Origin of the sequence: Dapis brunnea BLCC-M229 (genome assembly GCF_050015995.1) — a bacterium.
Taxonomy (GTDB): Bacteria; Cyanobacteriota; Cyanobacteriia; order Cyanobacteriales; family Microcoleaceae; genus Trichodesmium.
Window position 1 is genome coordinate 1 of sequence record NZ_JBNHEP010000260.1, and the last position, 18,369, is coordinate 18,369.

Genomic DNA, 18,369 nt, shown 5'->3' on the forward strand with positions numbered 1-18,369 from the left:
ACCTTAAATACTTCTTCATGGCCATCTTTAGCTTTTTTTTACAAACAGTCTCTGAATCTATTGAAGTATGGACCTAAGAAAACTGGAATAGCTTACTTCAATATCTCAAAAAAGTGCTTAATAATTTAGGAATAGAATATGTAATTAATTTTGCATGAGTACTTAACAATTATCAAATTCGTAAGACACACAATTTTTTTATTTGAAGGGAATAGGGAAGATAAACAAATAATGTACCTTATTAAAGAAATCAGAAGTCAGAAGTTAAATTTATAGTTTGGGATTCTCAGCACCAACTAAAATCAGGCTGATGTTTTATATATTTTTCTTAGCATTCATCCCCACCTCAAATATAGGTGTCCCGATTGTATTTTTTGGTGGGAACTTCTGCCGACATTTTTGTTAATATTAAGAACCGCTATATACAAAACATTCAGTCAGGTGATACTTCTGAATCCGGGATTCCTAATTTACAATTGCAATTAATGGTCACTAAAATCACCTCTTTTACTCACTACCTTTTTCCGGTCCGACAATTGAAATATAAGGTTCTATAAAATACTTATTGGCAACTTGTTGTGCTTCAGCACTCGTTACCATTGCCAGATTTTCCTGAAACTTACTGTCAAAATATATGCCCAAATTTAAGATTTCATACCATCCTAAAATTTGAGCGATTTGTGAATTTGTTTGTTTACCCAAAGCATACTGACCTAATAATTTGTTTTTGGAGACTTCTAACTCTTCTTCACTCAGTAAGTCAGTAACTAAGCGTTCTACTTCTAATTTTAATCCGGCCTGAGCGATCGCTGTATTTTCTGTTGCTGTACCTATATAAACTGTAAAGTTAGAGGTATAAAGACGAGTAGGATAAAATGCAGAAACGTCATAAGCTAAACCTCTTTTTTCTCTTAGTTCTACAAATAAACGACTTGATAAACCATTTCCTAAATAAGTATTAAGTAATTTCAGAGGAGCGTAGTCAGAACTATTAACGTTTGCTGCTAAATACCCAAGCATAATAATAGATTGTTGAGTTTCTTGGTATTTTTTTGCGGTGAAAGGTTGAGGAGTTATTGTTGGTAAATTTAAAGTTGGTAGGCGTGTTATTGGTGGTTGCCAATCTCCATAAGTTTGTTCAACTAAAGCGATGGCTTTTGTATTGCTAATTTTGCCTACTATAGATATCACTATATTATCTGGACGGAAGTAGATTTGATGAAATTTTTGAATGTCGTGGCGGGTGATTTGAGATACTGTATTTTCTGTGCCTAAACTTGATAAAGCATAAGGATGGTTTTGATACATCATCTCTCGTAATTTAGAGAATGCTACAGTAAAAGGTTGCTCTAGTTGAGAACGAATACTTTGAATAGTAATCCGTTTTTCTAATTCAATTTCTGTTTCTGGGAAGGAAGGATATCTGATTATTTCTCCTGATAATTGAAAGATATCATCAAAGTCTTCTGATACTGTTTTCATACTCAGCAAAAAATAATCTGCTGTTGTATCACTTCCTAGTCTTGCTCCTACTGATTCAATCTTATGAGCAATATCTAAAGAGGATAATTTTTCTGTTCCTTTTGTCAAAACTGCTGCTAATAAATGGGAGATTCCTGCTTGATTTTTGGCTTCATAACAACTACCTATTCGCAAGAATACTTTGGCTGACACAATATCAGCCACTGTATTTTCTGTTGTAATTACAACTATGCCATTCTTTAAAACTGTTCGATCTATATTTGTTTGATTAATCATTAATTTTTTAATTTTTATCGTAGTTGGGGGTTAGATAGGGGTAGATTCATTAATGAATAATGGATAATTATCTCAAGGAAAACTGTAACGGAATATGTATCAGGAAATCTCCTAGCACTTTTGTCTTAGTCGATTGGATCTGGCGCACTTGGAAGTGGCTCTGCATTCAGGGGGAAACCTCGCCATCCCAGCCTACTGGACTGTTTCATCTTAAATGTTGCAATAAAAAAGTGTCTGGAGATTGCTTCACTGTCGTTCGCAATAACAAATCTAATGCACTATTTTAGTTGAAACAGTCTACTAGAGTCTGCTCCGCAATTCAAGTCGGCGATAGCTGTTTCGCTGCGCGACATGAAAAACGTAGTTGTGCGCTAGCTAAACAACCGCTTTTTTTCCTATTACGGAGATGCAATAAAGCCGGATTGATTAATTATTAATTATCCATTATCCATCAGTTATTAACTATATCGTCTTGACAGGAAGAATTAGTATCAAGAAATTTACAGAAAATTAAAAGTATGGATAAATGCTAATCCGATAATCATAGCAATTTATTTATTCCTTCAAAACCTAAGAGCTGCCCACTAATAGCTGAATGCTTACGGAATAGAAGAGCTGTAGGCTTGGTAATATGGCAATATACAGTAGTATAAATAAGTTAGGCTAAAGTTATTTGTATATTTACTATTGAGTTATACTTTGATTGAGAAATAGCTTTTTGGATACTCCTTGTCTATTTAAAATACACTATTTCTTTTACACAAATACTGATTTTTTGAAACTGGTGTATTTAACAAGGACTTATACGATTTTTTTGCCCGTGCTAATTTTACAGCCTATTCCATGTTTATAAAGTACAGTAGAAGTCGTTGATAAAATAGTTTTTTAACTGCTTAGTATTGACTCTTATCAAGTGCAGTAGTCAGAAAAATATTCACCATCGCTTAAATACTAAAAGTAATGTACCACATTTACATGAAATATGCTGTAAGTATGATAGATAAGGCTAGGTTCAATAATTAATAATTAACAATTAATAATTAACAATTAATAATTAATAATTACCTCTTCTTTTTCTTATAAATAAGAGAATTGGGCTAAAAGGATTTTTTTTCTTCTCTTGGTCGATTGGAGGCCAGCGAGGAAACATCGCGATCCCTCGACCGCTTTTTCTCCATGAATGGAGAGGCTTTATAGCTGAATTTTTCGGTAATTATAATAAGTCCTGAACTTCGCAATTCCGACCCAGGAGGCAAGCTCAAAGCTGTTAAGGAAGTTCCTCCGCAGGAGGCTGGCTTTTAGCTCCGCATTCCGCAGGAAATTCTTATATGATTTCTATCTCTGCGCTTCTTAACTCCTACTGAAAAAACTTAATCGCGGGCATTAATACTAAATGGGTTCTATAAGTCATAAATTTCTCTTAATTTTTTACTTTTGACTTGTAACTTGTAATTTCCCTTCAACATCAATTTCTAAAGTTGTGTGAGGAAAATCTTTCTTTGTTAACTCCCTAATTAACTTAATACTTCGACCACGTTTATCGGGATAAGGGATACCCTTGCTATTCAAATGAACAGGCAAAATTTTCCCAGAAACAAAATCGCCTCTAGGATTAACATCTAACTCTAAAACCAAAGAATATCCCAACTTTCCTTTACTAGACAATGTACGATAACCCATAAAATTTCCCAAAGAATAAGCAATTAACTTTCCTTGATAAATTTCCATTGCTCTTGGTACATGAGGACCGTGAGCCAAAATTAAATCTGCACCCTCATCTATTAATTTATGGGCAAATAAAACTTTATTGCCTCGATTTTCACCAAAAAAATATTCAGTTTTATTCTTGACTCTTAATGCTCTAGTTCCTTCCGCACCTGCATGAACAGATATAACAACAATATCTGCATTTTTATCTGCTTCCTGCACAAGTTTCTTAGCAGAATCTAAATCAAGCATAGAATTATGATAACTATAATTACTAAAAGCAATAAACCCTATGTTAATTCCTTTGACTTTCCGATAAACAATTTCTCCCTTTTTGCCAACTGCTTCCATTCCTAAACTTTGAATATTGACAATAGTATCCTCAAAACCTTGCTTGAAAAAATCGAAAGAATGATTATTCGCCACACTTAATACATTAAAACCAGCATCTTTTAATAAATGCTTATAATCTGGTGGTGTTCTAAAAGCAAATACCCGACCACTCCCCATTCTTTTACGACTCTTTGGGTAACTTGTTAAAGTACTTTCAAAATTACCAAATACAATATCAGCATTTTGCAAAAGAGATTTTACTGATGCAAATAACTCTTGTTTTCTTGGGTGTAATTTATTTTTTGGATAATTAGTACCTGGAATAATATCACCCACTGCTTTAATAGTGATTCTAGTATCAGGATTTATAGGAGATTTAATTGATGATAAAAGAAACTCAGAAACCTCTGATAAATTAAGTTGATTTTGAGTGGGTGTGGCTTGAGGATTTTGTATGGTTTTGGGAGTAGGTATAGTTGCCGGAATTGACTGACTAACTTCTGCTACTGAGGTATTTTTTTGATATATTTTGGGTGTTGGATAAATATTTGAAATAATAGTGTTTAGCTTGTAAGTTTGAGACTTAACAATCACAGTGGATATTGGAACTAATGCTATACTAATCGCACTTGCTAATAGCCAAATAAATTTATTCTTTTTATGTGAATATTGCCTCTCAATATGGTGAGGAGAAAATAATTTTTTTCTAGCAGGTTGATTGAGATAAATAACAGAAGAATCTACTTCTTCTTTTGGTTTTGTCTGGATTATTTCCGAATTATGTAAAGTTGCTTTTTTAGGTAGGTAAGGTAGAGTCAGTGTAGAAGATTCTTGGGAATAGTTTGTGTTTTCTGGTTGCCACCAAATTGTCCCTACTCCCGCTGGATGGTATATTGTAGGTTGATGTAATTCAATTACTTCTGTCCACTCAGGGATTGTATGACCTAATCTTCGCCCATAAATATTGACAAAATCAATCGATGGTACTTTGAGAGATTTCATTCCTTGATGAATTACTCTAATACAAGTTTGCCGATCTGGTAGTTCAGAGGCTTCTAGTAAAAGATGCAGATTGTTTTTCTGAATATTAGCCCTAGCTTTAACTCCTATATTGTTTAATTTTTGGTCGATCAGAAATGCGATAGCTACAGGTTCTCCTTGTTTTGCTTGTCTTAATACTTCTTCCTGACTCACTATGATTTTCCTCACACGAAATATTGGCTCAATTTAATCATATTACTTTGTATAGTTTATGAGGCAAATAGCAGTTTATCCCAATCCCAATGATTGGTACCAAATCCATATCTAGCTAAATCAATAATTGATGGAAGATAGACTATATTTACCCAATGGTTAAAATATTTTGGCTACTTATAGGTATGGAAAGATAGTAATAGCAGTACCTTTAGTTTAGTTAGAGAAATTCTGCTATGGGCAGTAATGTATAAAAAAACAATAATCCCCGCGACTAAAAGCCAGGGAGTGTTAGATGGTTAGTTTAAGATATCTGATAATTGCAGTTTCAGGAGATGAAAATTATGGAAAATCGATTGCTGATAACTGGGGGTGCTGGGTTTATTGGTTCTAACTTTACCCATTATTGGTGTGAGACATATCCTAATCACCGAGTGATTGTGTTAGATGCTCTAACTTATGCGGGTAATAAGGAAACTTTAGCTGATTTACAAGACAGACCAAATTTTCGTTTTGTCCAAGGGGATATTTGCGATCGCTCTTTAGTAGATAGCTTACTCCAGGAAGAGGATATAGATACAATAGCCCACTTTGCAGCAGAATCTCATGTAGATAGGTCTATATTAGGACCAGCAGCTTTTGTTCAAACTAATGTTGTGGGTACCTTTACTCTATTAGAGGCATTCAGAAGTTATTATCCAACTCTTACTCAAAATCCCGATCGTAAATGTATATTTCTCCATGTATCAACTGATGAAGTCTATGGTAGCTTAAGTCCTGAAGACCCAGCTTTTACAGAAACTACACCTTATGCTCCAAATAGTCCTTACTCTGCTTCTAAAGCAGGAAGTGACCATCTTGCTAGAGCATATTATCATACTTATGGTTTGCCAACTATTATTACTAATTGTTCTAATAACTACGGACCGTATCATTTTCCTGAGAAGTTAATTCCTCTAATGTGTATCAATATGTTATTAGGGAAACAATTACCAGTTTATGGAGATGGGCAGAATATTCGAGATTGGTTATATGTAATAGATCATTGTCGGGCTTTAGATACAGTAATTCATAAAGGTCAGCCAGGAGAAACTTATAACGTTGGTGGAAATAATGAGGTAAAAAATATTGATTTAGTGCGAATTTTGTGTCAAATTATGGATGAGTTGGCGAATGATTTACCTGTACAACCTTGTGAAAAATTAATTACTTTTGTCAAGGATAGACCAGGGCATGATCGACGTTATGCTATTGATGCGACAAAGATTAAAACTGAGTTAGGTTGGCAACCTTCGGTAACTGTTGAAGAAGGGTTACGTCAAACTGTGGAATGGTTTTTGAATAACCGAGATTGGTGGGAGCCATTATTATCTGAAGAGTATCAGGCTTACTATAAACAAGTTTATGCAAGTTATTAAAGAAGAAATAAGAGAAATAAAAAAGATTGGCATTGAGTACCTAAACAAAATTATTTACTTATTCTAATTTTATGGGATATATTAGAAGACAAATAATTCAGTTTGTATAAATATGTAATTATAGCAGTTTTCATGTTTCATAGAATACAGAGATTTTAGCTTAAAGATAAAAAGCAAAAGGGAGAGGGGAGAAATTTTTTAGTCTACCTTTGTGAAAATCGCTATAATTTTGTATACCTGCTTAGTAAGTAAGTAATAAGTAAGAATTCAGCTACTAGCTGTCAGCTCTCAAAAATGATATCCCAACCTTAAGTAGGGAGTTTAAATTAATATAGACTTTAAAGTCGGCTTTTGTAGTCAGGTTTAATTCTGACTTAATTAATAAAGCTTTTAAGTAGTTGAGCATAAATAAAGGTAAAATATCAAAGTATTATTATAACCTGAAAATGCTAACAATGTCTTATCCTCTTTGATTAAGAGAACTTACATAGTACTACTAACATAGTACTACTATATGTAGTGTATTTCTGGTGATTATTTCAGATTTTTCCATTACAATTAGTGCATTTGCGTAAGTCCTGATTAAATAAAATTAATCAAAAATTAGATAACCAAAATAATTGCTATTTAGTCGTTTAATTATGCCGACCTACTGATATAAAACTAAAAAAGAGCTGATAGCTGATAGCTGATGACTAAATGCTTACAATAATAACTTATTCCAATTTACTTTTTTTCTCTTGCTAAAAACTCCTCATACCCTATTCCCTATTCTATGAAACAAATTGCTTTGATAACAACAGTATTAATGACTTCAACCTTAACAATATATCCTATAGAGGTTTTATCCCAAAATGCTCCTAGCTATGTACCTGGATATTGGCAACCAGAAGCTCAAGCAGCAGATCCAAAAAAGCCAATTATCCTCAAGATTTTAAATCAAACTGGAACAACTCTTAGCTATAACTTAGTACCTGAAGCAGAAAGACTTTTACCAGCAGGAAGAAGTATAAATGTTAGAGTTGACTTGTCAAGCATACCTGGTGGTTATGGCACAGTAAATATATACAATGAAAGTCTACTTACTTATGAATATAGTGCAGAGGATAATGTAGTTACTATTAGAGTTAAACCAGGTTCAGAAGCAACCGACCATAAATCAGTCTATATTTCTCCCACTGGCAGAATTTACTCTTTTTAACCACTAATTGGAGGCCAGGTCGTCACAAGAAAAACTATCACAGTGGTGAGCGCTAAAACTCCTTGAATTATATTTCCCACAACCGTGCCGACTACAATACCTATTCCAGCTCTTACAGATATCTTAGCCCTCTGAGCAAATTCCAAATCTTTCCGATATAAAAATTCTCCGACAACTGCTCCGAAAAAAGGTCCGATTAACATCCCCACTAAAGGTCCGCCAAAAGGTAAAGCTGGTAAGAGACCAAAAAATCCTAACCCAAAGCCCACCAAACAACCTATTTGTCCCCATTTACTAGCACCTGACTGTTTTGCTCCCCAATAAGTAGCCAGAAAATCTATCAAAATACTCAATAGTAAAACTAGGATAGCTATTCCTAGAGCAAAACCCATGCCACTAAAACCATGAATAAAACCCCAGACTAAAATTGCTGTCAAAATTAAACTAGAACCGGGTAACCCTGGAATTACAGCACCAGCGACACCGACTAACATAACTATTAAAAGGAGCCAATAAATAATTACCATATTGAAATCAAAAATATAGATAAAAAGTCTAAAACTATTACCCCTATTCCCTTTTTTCAGAATATTTTATATGATGTCTCTTTGAATACCCACAATAAAAAATTTAGGGAATAGGGAGTAGGGGTTAGGGAGTAGGGAGTAGAGAACAAGGAGAAATTTGAAAAGTATTCTTGCTTCAACAGCTATATAATTTTTATTATGGCGTTCTTAATGGGACTTGATATTACTATAAGTCAAATAGGAATGCTATATATAGAAAGCTAAATCATTTCCTGTTCTCTGGAGGCAACCCTATAATTTTTTTGATAGGGTATCTGTCAATTTATCTGCTATTCCTGAAATCCAATTTTCATCTTGTTTAGTGTAACTGCGAGGTGCATTTGCCCCCAAAATTATTACACCATTATTGCCAATAGGTTGACAAATTACACCTTGAGTATTTTCTGGTAAATAATTAAACTCAATGCGACCTGGATAAACTTTTAAATCTACTAAATAAATGGGTTTTTGTTTCTCTAAAACTCGCTGTAAAATAGCTCCTGGTTTTATTTGTGATTCAGATGGTAAAATTCCTCTTCTTAATAAGACTTGGCCTTGATACCAGATAATAACAGTTTTAGTAACTGTATTAGTTAATAGTAAACTAGAAGCCCAAGCCAGTTCAGTTTTGACTATCTCTGATAATTCTGGCAATAATTCAAATCCTGATTCACCAATTAATTTAACAGTATCAGGAGAGCGTGGTTGTATTTGTTGCCAAAGTAAACCAGTCAAAATTAAAAAAGCACTTAAAATTACTCCTACTACATCGGAACGAGCTTGAGAAGCTAAAAGATTAGGGGTGAAAAATCTATTAATCATTAGTAAAGTTCCACCTAATCCTCCTGCTATTATAGGGAGAATTCGTAAGACTTGATTTTGGTCTGATTGAGTCATATTTTCAGGAATAAGAAAGAAGCTGGAAGGAAGAAAAAGGAAGGTCAGAACTTATACCATTTCTATATGAAGTTGGGGTTAATTAGGGTTTGCTGAAAAAGTATGAGTGGTATGGGTAGTCCTCAGTCCTCAGGAGACAGGAGACAGGAGAAATGGGAATGAGCGAGGAGGTAGGAGTAAGAATTTTCAGAGTGATTTTTCTGCTGTTGTCTGCCTAAAATACGCTCCATGCATGAGGGTTTTAGACTGAAACAGGCGCACTTTTTTCGACCCCAAAAAGGCACTTTTCTTTATATTTGAATGGTTTTAGATTTAATCAGCAAGCCCTAATTAAAGATAACAACTGTCAGAAAAATTCAGGTCTGGGTAAGAACTATTACAGCCTATTCCATGTAAGTGTGGTACAGTGATTCTAGTAGATTTGATTAAAGACATGAAAACTTTATTCTATACTTCAAAAACTATTTAAAAATTTAGTGTCACTGTACCTCATCAACCTGGAATCCGCTGTAAGTGCATTGTTACAGAGAAATGGTATTACAATCTTTTTTTGTTATAAAAATTATATTTAGTGTGCTATTAGTTATAAAGGGTGCATCTCAGCTTGGCAATAAGTAAAAAGACTCAGGGAATCAAGAGGCAAAAGCACTATTGAGATCGGCACACTGATACTTGAGTAGATTGGGAACATTTTCTAGTAACTATTCTCTACCAGGGAGCTTGACCTGTAACTCAATCTGCTGCTCATATTTAATATTGAGTAAAATTACTCATTGCTTAATTGAGATACAACCGTTATAAATCTGTTCGGCTTTGTGGCATGAAAGTTACGATATATATCACTTTTATTTTTTTGCTGGTCGGCATTCCCATAGGACACCTTTCATGTCGGCGACAGCCATTTCGCTGCGGGTCTTCTGCCGACATTAAGATAAATTTTAGATACTGAAGAGCTGAATCTCTAACTACTAATAATTAGCTAACTTTTGAATGCAATGAATTTAAGTATATTTCAACCAACTTCACCAGGTTCAGTAATGCGTTGGAATAAATAACCAGTACCTCGTGCAGTTAAAATCAATTCTGGATTACTTGGATCTTCTTCCAATTTAGCCCTGAGCCGGGAAATATGAACATCAACTACTCGCGTATCTACATGACGCTCTGGAGTATAACCCCAAACTTCCTGCAAAATTTCAGAACGAGAAAAAGGCTCTCCAGAACGACTTACTAATAACTCCAACAAACTAAACTCCATACCAGTAAGTCTAATCCTTTCATCACCTTTATAAACCTGACGCTTATTAGTATCTATTCTAATACTACTGACTTGAATAACACCAGAACTAGGAATACCATTAACCCCGTTTTTATCCACCCGACGTAATACAGAACGAATTCTTGCTTCTAATTCTTTTGGAGAAAAAGGCTTCACTACATAATCATCAGCACCTAACTCTAAACCTGTGATTCTATCTGCAACATCTCCCAAAGCAGTTAGCATAATTATGGGAATATCTGACTCTTTCCGCAATTCTTGACAAACACCATAACCATCTAATTTAGGCATCATCACATCTAATACCACCAAATCTGGCTCTGTCTTGTGAAAAGTCTCCAAAGCTTCTTCCCCATCAGCAGCCGTAACAACGTCATAGCCAATCATTGACAGTCGAGTTTCTAAAATACGACGGATACTTGCCTCATCATCAACAACTAAAATTTTTTCTTTATGATTTTCCAATTTTTCTAAATCTCCTTAACTAAGCTTTATGATTATATTAATTTTTTTAACTCTATCATCAAAATAACAACAGAAATTACCATTGTTTACTATTCCTAACCTTAGAATTAGTTAAACTTTAGGATTTTTTTATTTGCTGGTGAATATTAACTTATTTTAAGAAATGCCAAAACAGAAAACAAAGTATGTATGTAGAGAATGTGGGCAGGAGTACGCCCAATCCTACGGCCAATGTAGAAACTGTAAAAGTTGGGGTTCAATAGAGGAAATAGTAGAACAATCAACTACTACTACTCTACAAAGGCTAGGTCTGACTGATATTGGCAGGGCTGCTCAACCATCTGAATCTAATAAATCTTCTGGTCAGCCAAGAGCATCTTTTTTATTATCTCAGATTTCTGACCAAGCTTTGTCTAGGATGCCTTCTGGGTTTGAAGAGTTAGACAGGGTACTTGGTGGTGGAATTGTTCCTGGTTCCTTGGTGTTGATTGGTGGAGAACCTGGTTTAGAATTAGTTAAACTTTAGGATTTTTGATATTTGCTGGTGCATATTAACTTATTTTAAGAAATGCCAAAACAGAAAACAAAGTATGTATGTAGAGAATGTGGGCAGGAGTACGCCCAATCCTACGGCCAATGTAGAAACTGTAAAAGTTGGGGTTCAATAGAGGAAATAGTAGAACAATCAACTACTACTACTCTACAAAGGCTAGGTCTGACTGATATTGGCAGGGCTGCTCAACCATCTGAATCTAATAAATCTTCTGGTCAGCCAAGAGCATCTTTTTTATTATCTCAGATTTCTGACCAAGCTTTGTCTAGGATGCCTTCTGGGTTTGAAGAGTTAGACAGGGTACTTGGTGGTGGAATTGTTCCTGGTTCCTTGGTGTTGATTGGTGGAGAACCTGGTTTAGAATTAGTTAAACTTTAGGATTTTTGATATTTGCTGGTGCATATTAACTTATTTTAAGAAATGCCAAAACAGAAAACAAAGTATGTATGTAGAGAATGTGGGCAGGAGTACGCCCAATCCTACGGCCAATGTAGAAACTGTAAAAGTTGGGGTTCAATAGAGGAAATAGTAGAACAATCAACTACTACTACTCTACAAAGGCTAGGTCTGACTGATATTGGCAGGGCTGCTCAACCATCTGAATCTAATAAATCTTCTGGTCAGCCAAGAGCATCTTTTTTATTATCTCAGATTTCTGACCAAGCTTTGTCTAGGATGCCTTCTGGGTTTGAAGAGTTAGACAGGGTACTTGGTGGTGGAATTGTTCCTGGTTCCTTGGTGTTGATTGGTGGAGAACCTGGTATTGGTAAATCTACCCTTTTGTTACAGGTGGCTAATCAGTTGTCTGATAGATGTCGGGTTTTGTATGTGTCGGCGGAAGAGTCTGGACAACAGGTGAAATTACGTTCCCAACGTTTAATTGTTAATCTCAATGAAGTAGAAGTGGAGGATAAGGAGAATGTTTCAAATGTTGAGATGGATGAGGATTTATCCTCTAATGAAAATCAAGAAAATAATGCCAATTCTGAATCTATAAAAGATTCTGCTACAAATTCTCAGGAAAATTTATTTTTATTGCCAGAAACAGATTTAGAAGTAATTTTGAGAGAGTTGGAATCTCTCAAACCATATTTAGCAGTAATTGACAGTATTCAAACTATTTATTTTGCTTCTTTAACTTCCGCTCCAGGTTCGGTTGCTCAAGTTCGGGAATGTACTTCCGCTTTGATGCAAGTGGCAAAACGGGAAAATATTACCTTATTAATAGTCGGTCATGTAACTAAAGATGGTGCTTTGGCAGGTCCGCGTGTTTTGGAACATTTGGTAGATACGGTTTTATATTTTGAGGGCGATCGCTTTGCCTCCCACCGTTTGTTGCGCTCTATGAAAAATCGTTTTGGTGCTACTCACGAAATAGGAGTATTTGAAATGGTGGCTAATGGTTTAAAAGAAATATTAAATCCATCAGAATTATTTCTCGGAAGTAGGGATGAGTATTCTTCTGGAACTTCTACAGTTGTCTCAATGGAAGGTACCCGCCCTATAGTTGTAGAAATTCAAGCTTTAGTAAGTCCGGCAAGTCATGGTTCCCCTCGACGTTCTACTACTGGAATTGATAGTAGTAGGTTACAACAAATTTTGGCAGTGTTGGAAAAACGGGTAGGCATTCCTTTATCAAAATTGGATACTTATATGGCAACCGTCGGAGGTTTAAGTGTGGAAGAACCCGCAGCAGACTTGGGAATAGCTATTGCTGTTGTAGCTAGTTTTCGCGATCGCGTAGTTGACCCCCGAACTGTTTTGCTAGGAGAGGTAGGGTTGGGTGGGCAAGTCCGACCTGTCTCTCAGTTGGAGTTGAGATTAAGGGAAGCTGCCAAGTTAGGTTTTAAAAGGGCTATTATTCCCAAAGGTCAACAACCGCCAGATTTAGGAATGCGTATTTTGCCTATCGCTAAGGTGATAGATGCGATTATTGCTTCTATTCCAGCGCAACCTCCAACTATGGGGAGTTGAGATTTTTTTGTTAAAAGTTATTAGCTAGGAAGTTAAGTTTCCTGGCTGTTTTTTTGCTAACTTTTAATTTTCAGCGATTCCAATGTTAATAGATGGACTAAACAAATTGAATAGATTCTGGAACGGCTCCATTATAAAAAGTATGATAGTCCGTAACTGTTCCACGGGCATCAACTTTTTTCCCAAAAGTTTTCTGAGAAATAGGTAGTAAAACATTTAGTCCCCCAAGAGGTTTGTAGTCAATATAGTTGTGGAGCGACTGTGTGGATTGAGACTTTAGCGACAGTAACAGTATTTAATTTTGATGGTACGGTGCAGCGGGTTGATAGTAAATGGGTTTGGGAAGAAAAGGAAATGTGGAAAATTAATAAGAAGAGTATTGAGGAATTAATTAGGGTTTGCTAATTAACTCTCAAGCCATCTACAGATAAATGCTTGAACTCAGTCAGGGATTAATTCTAACTTCTGACTTGTGCGTAGTGCCGTACTATAAATTTTCCAGAAACTGCTAATGTTCTTGGGTTCAATACCTTGCGGCAAAACTAACAAAACTTTCTGTATCTGACCATCAAGCAAAGCTTTTACATCTAAGCACAAACCTGAAAAATTGTAACTCTTGAGATAACCTGCTTCATCAGGCTTTTGCCGATGATATTCTCCTTCCTGAAAAATAAACCAGTGAAATTCTTTCTCCTGAACTACCCAAACCAAGTTTAATAAAATATAAACCTTGTAGAGATGATGTTAATTTATAAAAATTTCCTTCTTTAATAAAGTCGAGATAATTTATCAAAATTATTCAATAACTTTTCTGACATACTTCATTTTCTAGTTGTTTATTAATTCTCAGCATAATCAGGAAATTATGAACGCCAACTAGGAATAACTGTCAATGATTGAAAAACCTCTAAAGCTTTTTTTCCTGACTTCTGATAAATCAACACAAAATCATATTTAAGACTGCCACTTCTATTATCTTGCTACTACTGAATTAGAAGAATATTTCATGGGAAAATAACCTCGAAAATTAATGTCTGGTGCAGATAACATTATTTGATTCAGAAAATTCCAACTTTCTCTATCTTTGGAATTAAAAAATCAAGCCAAAATACCTCCTGATTTTAAAATTCTGGAAGCATTATCAACAAAAATCCCCATTTCGTTGATATAAATTTTTCTATCTTTACCTCTAATTACAGCATTTGAAATAACTATTTAATCCGAAAAATTTGGCTTTTTACCAATCAGAGAATTCCACATTTCACTCAACCCTAAATAAGGAATGTGATCGCTATGAGGAGGATCTGCTACAATCAATGAAATAATTTCATTTTCCGTTGTTAATGATTCAATCAAAAATGAAAGACATTCTATTGTTTTTTTTCCCAATATTTATGAAATGCCGCAAGTCCCTTGTCACCTTTAGGAGTTAATAAATTTTCTATATTTGTTGAATTAAAATTGAATAAACTTAGTTGTTTTGGCAGATTATTTTTATCTGTCATTATGTTTAATTATAGTTGTGACTTTTGACTTCCTTCTGAGTTCGTTAAGGGCATTGATAATCTGGTAATTAATCTTCATTATTATGAAACTCATATCTATAGTTTTTTCTTAGAATACTATATAAATTTCTGAAATTTCAAATCAAACAATTACCAATTCACCAACACCCAAAAACTCTAACTAAACAGCTTTCCCAGAACTAACTTCTGACTCCAAATTAAACAAAAGTTGTAAAGTCTCCATGGCATGACGCCTCGCCTCAATATCCTGTTGCGCCCTTAACTGTACCATTGGGTCGTGCAAAATTTTATTCACAATACCCCTAGTCAAAGCCTCAATTACCTCTTGATGTTTTTCCGCAAATTCCGACCCCAACCTAGACAAAGCCTTTTCCAATTCCTGCTCCCTAATAGTCTCTATTTTTTGTCGTAAAGAATTAATAGTCGGAACCGTTTCTAAACTTTTCCACCACACATCAAAAGCTTCCACTTCTTCCTCCAATAAAACCTCAGCTTCCATAGCCATTTGCCGACGACTTTCTTGATTTTGAGCAACAACCGCCTTTAAATCATCCACATTAAAACAACGAACATTAGGCAACTCACTCACATCAGTAGCAATATTACGAGGTACAGAAATATCCACCAACATTACAGATTTTAAAGGATCTAAAATAACCTCTAATTTAGCCTTATCCAAAATCGGTTCAGTTGCACCAGTGCTAGTAAAAACCAAGTCAGAATCAGCAATAACCTGACCCATTTCCGACATAGAATAAACACTTATATCCGCATCCTTAAAACTATTTGCTAAATCCTGAGCCCTTCCCACAGAACGATTAATAATTGATATCTTATTTGCACCTTTACCCAATAAATGTTGCACCAGTAATTTTGACATTTTACCAGCACCAACAATAGCCACTCGATAATTAGATAAATCCTCCAATTTCATCTGAGCTAATTCCACAGCCGCCGAACTAATAGAAACAGCACCAGTACCAATACTTGTTTCTGTCCGAACCCTTTTTCCAGCAGTTACAGCTTGCTTAAATAAACGGTTAAGAATCCTCCCAATACCTTTATATTGTTGTCCGAGTTTATGAGTCTGTTTAACCTGAGCTAAAATTTGCCCTTCACCTAATACCAAACTATCTAATCCAGCAGCAACTCGCATCAAGTGCATAATAGAATCTTCATGAAGTAGCATAAATAAGTGAGGGCGAAGCTGATTTAAAGGTATTTTACTAGAGTCAGAAAGAAACTGAGTTACTTCTCGAATACCAGGCTGCATTTCATTAGTAACTACATAAATTTCTAAACGATTACAGGTACTAAGAATTCCTACTTCTTGGGTATAAGTTCCACTGCACAATTGAGTAATTGCATTTTGTATTTCTGTTTCTGGAATACTTAATTTTTCTCGAACTTCGACTGGAGCTGTTTTGTGGCTAAGTCCTATTACTGCGATATTCATATAATTTTTATTTTGTTAATCTTTTTGTTCTTTTTGATTCAAATTCTGTTCTTAAGAGCGGAGTTTTCAAGGATGAATTAGGAAAAATTTATATCGCTTGGCACCGATTATAATTTACTCAAAAAAAATGAGGCAGATTTTATCAGATATTAGGTATCTGCTATCAGTCATCAGTCATCAGTAAACAGTTAATGTTTTTAACAGGTTTGTTTAAAACCTCCACTATATTTTTTCAATTACTGGTGTGCTTTGGCAGATGGTAAATCCACCACCATAAACTTTAACTTTGATAAATTTTAACTGTTAACTGTTTGATAAATGGTTAAAATTTTTGAACCTAAATATTTAACTTAAAACCCACCCCAAACACTAATAATTCCTAAACCATCAGAATTGAGATTAGGAATTAATTATGACCAAAAAACTAGGTCAATAGCCTGTCTTTTTAAGGGGATGAAAAAAATCAACTTTAGTATTTCAAGCCTCTGGCTTCAGTTAGAGGTAATATTTTGCTACAGCACAACTCCGTTAAAGCTACCTAATATGTTTGCCTAGGATTCCTGAAGGAAAAAAGGGAGTTCCTCCAGGAGGCTAACTGTTAACGCAGTTCCTCCGTAGGAGGCTAACTGATGACTGAAATGACCTAATGTACTGTTATGTTGTAGGTCATTTTAGTTTGGATATTCTCTAAATTTATCCAATACTATTTCTATTTCAGTTCCAGTGTTTTTGATTCTCCAAACATATGTACAGTATCTACGAAGCGAGCAGTTTTTGACTGAGAAGAAATAACTAAACTTTGGGTACGAGCACCATGAGGGAAGAAACGTACTCCTTCCATCAGAGTGCCAGGAGTAATACCGCAAGCTGCAAATAGCACTGTTTCTCCAGAAGCTAACTCTTCAGCGTTATAAACTTTGTCTGGATCTTCAACACCCATATCCTTGAGTCGCTTCATGTTATCTTCTTTGCTTTCTCCAATCAAACCAGTTTTGACAATAGCTGGGTCATAAATCAGTTGTCCTTGGAAATGGCCTCCTAAAGCACGCATAGCTGCTGCAGAAATTACTCCCTCTGGGGCTGCACCAATACCCATCAAAGCATGGATATTTGTACCAGAAAATGCACAGGAAATTGCTGCAGAAACGTCACCATCACTAATGAGACGAACTCTGGCACCTGCTTGACGAATTTCATTAATTAGGTCTTTATGACGGGGGCGATCCATGACTACAACTACTAATTCCTCAACAGCACGTTCCATGCAGTCTGAAATAATCTTGAGGTTTTCGGTGGCAGATTTGTTTATATCTACATGATTTTTAGCTACTGCTGGTGCAGCTAATTTTTTCATATAGACATCTGGTGCTGCTAATAGACCACCTTTCTCAGAAATAGCTAATACTGCCATAGAACCATTTTGACCATAGGCAACTAGGTTTGTACCTTCGCAAGGGTCAACTGCTATGTCAATCTCGACTAGCTGTTGTATGTCACAGACCTTTTCAGCATCAGGCTGAGTACAAATTCCTACTTCTTCGCCAATGTAGAGCATGGGGGCTTCATCTCGCTCCCCTTCTCCAATCACGATGCGGCCTCGCATATGAATTTTGTTCATGCGTTCCCGCATAGCTTCTACAGCTACTTCGTCTGCAGTATTTTTCTCTCCTTTTCCCATCCAACGAGCAGAGGCGATTGCTGCTTGCTCTACTACTTCGATAATTTCTAAACCAATTACGTTATCCATGAATTTTTATTCTCCCTACTGTTGAGGAAAACTTTTTTGTTTAGTTCTCCCAGTCTTAAAGTCTATCAGAGGCAGGGATCGGGTTAGGACTTTGTGGGGGGTGAGTTTATGTAAAGTTTTATTACCTCAGCCAAAAGTTAACTGGATTTAGTTAAGTCAAAAGTCAAAAGCCAAAAGTCAAAAGTGTTGCTTGATTGATGAATCTCTTGGATCTGATTGTTTTCTCCTTCTTAAAATTAATACCTCAGCCAAAAGTTAACTGGATTTAGTTAAGTCAAAAGTCAAAAGCCAAAAG

General features: G+C 35.3%; 16 protein-coding genes. 6 read left to right on the forward strand and 10 right to left on the reverse strand.

Annotated features, from left to right (window positions below):
- Positions 1-507: 507 nt before the first annotated feature.
- Both ACP6PM_RS29915 and ACP6PM_RS29920 read right to left on the reverse strand, forming a co-directional pair.
- Complete coding sequence (locus tag ACP6PM_RS29915) at positions 508-1,758, reverse strand: M16 family metallopeptidase (RefSeq protein ID WP_426590521.1); 1,251 nt, start codon at positions 1,756-1,758, stop codon at positions 508-510.
- A 1,428-nt stretch (positions 1,759-3,186) separates the two neighbouring features.
- Positions 3,187-4,992, reverse strand: coding sequence for a CapA family protein (locus ACP6PM_RS29920; RefSeq protein ID WP_426590522.1), 1,806 nt, complete (start codon positions 4,990-4,992; stop codon positions 3,187-3,189).
- 344 nt (positions 4,993-5,336) lie between these two features.
- Here ACP6PM_RS29920 and rfbB point away from each other — a divergent pair, with 344 nt between their 5' ends.
- Both rfbB and ACP6PM_RS29930 read left to right on the forward strand, forming a co-directional pair.
- Positions 5,337-6,410, forward strand: a complete 1,074-nt coding sequence (rfbB, locus tag ACP6PM_RS29925; RefSeq protein WP_426590523.1) for a dTDP-glucose 4,6-dehydratase — start codon at positions 5,337-5,339, stop codon at positions 6,408-6,410.
- Positions 6,411-7,218: 808 nt separating this feature from the next.
- A complete protein-coding gene (locus ACP6PM_RS29930; RefSeq protein WP_426590524.1) occupies positions 7,219-7,611 on the forward strand; it encodes a hypothetical protein in 393 nt (130 codons plus the stop codon).
- On the opposite strand, the gene ACP6PM_RS29935 is transcribed toward ACP6PM_RS29930, so the two are convergent.
- The 3 genes from ACP6PM_RS29935 to rpaB form a co-directional block, all read right to left on the reverse strand.
- Positions 7,608-8,105 carry a DUF456 domain-containing protein gene (locus ACP6PM_RS29935; RefSeq protein WP_426590525.1) on the reverse strand — a complete coding sequence of 166 codons (498 nt, stop codon included), beginning with the start codon at positions 8,103-8,105 and terminating at the stop codon, positions 7,608-7,610. The genes ACP6PM_RS29930 and ACP6PM_RS29935 overlap by 4 nt on opposite strands.
- Positions 8,106-8,429: 324 nt before the next feature.
- A complete protein-coding gene (locus tag ACP6PM_RS29940; RefSeq protein WP_426590526.1) occupies positions 8,430-9,074 on the reverse strand; it encodes a cofactor assembly of complex C subunit B in 645 nt (214 codons plus the stop codon).
- Between the two features lie 1,012 nt (positions 9,075-10,086).
- Positions 10,087-10,818 (reverse strand): response regulator transcription factor RpaB, encoded by a 732-nt coding sequence (rpaB, locus tag ACP6PM_RS29945; protein ID WP_426590527.1) that lies wholly within the window; start codon positions 10,816-10,818, stop codon positions 10,087-10,089.
- A gap of 163 nt (positions 10,819-10,981) precedes the next feature.
- On the opposite strand from rpaB, the gene ACP6PM_RS29950 reads away from it, so the two are divergent.
- The 4 genes from ACP6PM_RS29950 to ACP6PM_RS29965 all read left to right on the forward strand — a co-directional run bounded on the left by ACP6PM_RS29950 (position 10,982) and on the right by ACP6PM_RS29965 (position 13,750).
- Positions 10,982-11,344: a DNA repair protein RadA family protein gene (locus tag ACP6PM_RS29950; RefSeq protein ID WP_426590528.1), complete on the forward strand. Its 363-nt coding sequence runs from the start codon at positions 10,982-10,984 to the stop codon at positions 11,342-11,344.
- A 42-nt stretch (positions 11,345-11,386) separates the two neighbouring features.
- On the forward strand, positions 11,387-11,749 hold the full coding sequence (locus ACP6PM_RS29955) for a DNA repair protein RadA family protein (protein ID WP_426590528.1): 363 nt from the start codon (positions 11,387-11,389) through the stop codon (positions 11,747-11,749).
- A gap of 42 nt (positions 11,750-11,791) precedes the next feature.
- Positions 11,792-13,345: a DNA repair protein RadA gene (gene radA / locus ACP6PM_RS29960; protein ID WP_426590529.1), complete on the forward strand. Its 1,554-nt coding sequence runs from the start codon at positions 11,792-11,794 to the stop codon at positions 13,343-13,345.
- Positions 13,346-13,606: 261 nt separating this feature from the next.
- A complete protein-coding gene (locus ACP6PM_RS29965; protein WP_426590530.1) occupies positions 13,607-13,750 on the forward strand; it encodes a hypothetical protein in 144 nt (47 codons plus the stop codon).
- 36 nt (positions 13,751-13,786) lie between these two features.
- Here the strand turns inward: ACP6PM_RS29965 and ACP6PM_RS29970 are convergent, their stop codons facing one another.
- From ACP6PM_RS29970 to glpX, 5 genes are all read right to left on the reverse strand, one after another.
- Positions 13,787-14,056 carry a hypothetical protein gene (locus ACP6PM_RS29970; protein WP_426590531.1) on the reverse strand — a complete coding sequence of 90 codons (270 nt, stop codon included), beginning with the start codon at positions 14,054-14,056 and terminating at the stop codon, positions 13,787-13,789.
- A 504-nt stretch (positions 14,057-14,560) separates the two neighbouring features.
- Complete coding sequence (locus ACP6PM_RS29975) at positions 14,561-14,701, reverse strand: hypothetical protein (RefSeq protein ID WP_426590532.1); 141 nt, start codon at positions 14,699-14,701, stop codon at positions 14,561-14,563.
- A 14-nt stretch (positions 14,702-14,715) separates the two neighbouring features.
- Positions 14,716-14,850 (reverse strand): hypothetical protein, encoded by a 135-nt coding sequence (locus ACP6PM_RS29980; RefSeq protein ID WP_426590533.1) that lies wholly within the window; start codon positions 14,848-14,850, stop codon positions 14,716-14,718.
- Positions 14,851-15,031: 181 nt separating this feature from the next.
- Positions 15,032-16,327 carry a glutamyl-tRNA reductase gene (locus ACP6PM_RS29985; protein ID WP_426590534.1) on the reverse strand — a complete coding sequence of 432 codons (1,296 nt, stop codon included), beginning with the start codon at positions 16,325-16,327 and terminating at the stop codon, positions 15,032-15,034.
- A 709-nt stretch (positions 16,328-17,036) separates the two neighbouring features.
- The gene (gene glpX / locus ACP6PM_RS29990; protein ID WP_426590535.1) at positions 17,037-18,074 is read right to left on the reverse strand and encodes a class II fructose-bisphosphatase; all 1,038 of its coding nucleotides are present in this window, start codon (positions 18,072-18,074) and stop codon (positions 17,037-17,039) included.
- Positions 18,075-18,369: the final 295 nt, after the last annotated feature.

Bases quoted from the DNA above. Each gene is read 5' to 3' on its own strand.
- ACP6PM_RS29955 (WP_426590528.1), top strand. From the start codon at position 11,387: ATGCCAAAACAGAAAACAAAGTATGTATGTAGAGAATGTGGGCAGGAG.
- ACP6PM_RS29930 (WP_426590524.1), top strand. From the start codon at position 7,219: ATGACTTCAACCTTAACAATATATCCTATAGAGGTTTTATCCCAAAAT.
- ACP6PM_RS29950 (WP_426590528.1), top strand. From the start codon at position 10,982: ATGCCAAAACAGAAAACAAAGTATGTATGTAGAGAATGTGGGCAGGAG.
- rfbB (WP_426590523.1), top strand. From the start codon at position 5,337: ATGGAAAATCGATTGCTGATAACTGGGGGTGCTGGGTTTATTGGTTCT.
- ACP6PM_RS29980 (WP_426590533.1), bottom strand. From the start codon at position 14,850: ATGACAGATAAAAATAATCTGCCAAAACAACTAAGTTTATTCAATTTT.
- glpX (WP_426590535.1), bottom strand. From the start codon at position 18,074: ATGGATAACGTAATTGGTTTAGAAATTATCGAAGTAGTAGAGCAAGCA.
- radA (WP_426590529.1), top strand. From the start codon at position 11,792: ATGCCAAAACAGAAAACAAAGTATGTATGTAGAGAATGTGGGCAGGAG.
- ACP6PM_RS29915 (WP_426590521.1), bottom strand. From the start codon at position 1,758: ATGATTAATCAAACAAATATAGATCGAACAGTTTTAAAGAATGGCATA.
- ACP6PM_RS29940 (WP_426590526.1), bottom strand. From the start codon at position 9,074: ATGACTCAATCAGACCAAAATCAAGTCTTACGAATTCTCCCTATAATA.
- ACP6PM_RS29985 (WP_426590534.1), bottom strand. From the start codon at position 16,327: ATGAATATCGCAGTAATAGGACTTAGCCACAAAACAGCTCCAGTCGAA.
- ACP6PM_RS29935 (WP_426590525.1), bottom strand. From the start codon at position 8,105: ATGTTAGTCGGTGTCGCTGGTGCTGTAATTCCAGGGTTACCCGGTTCT.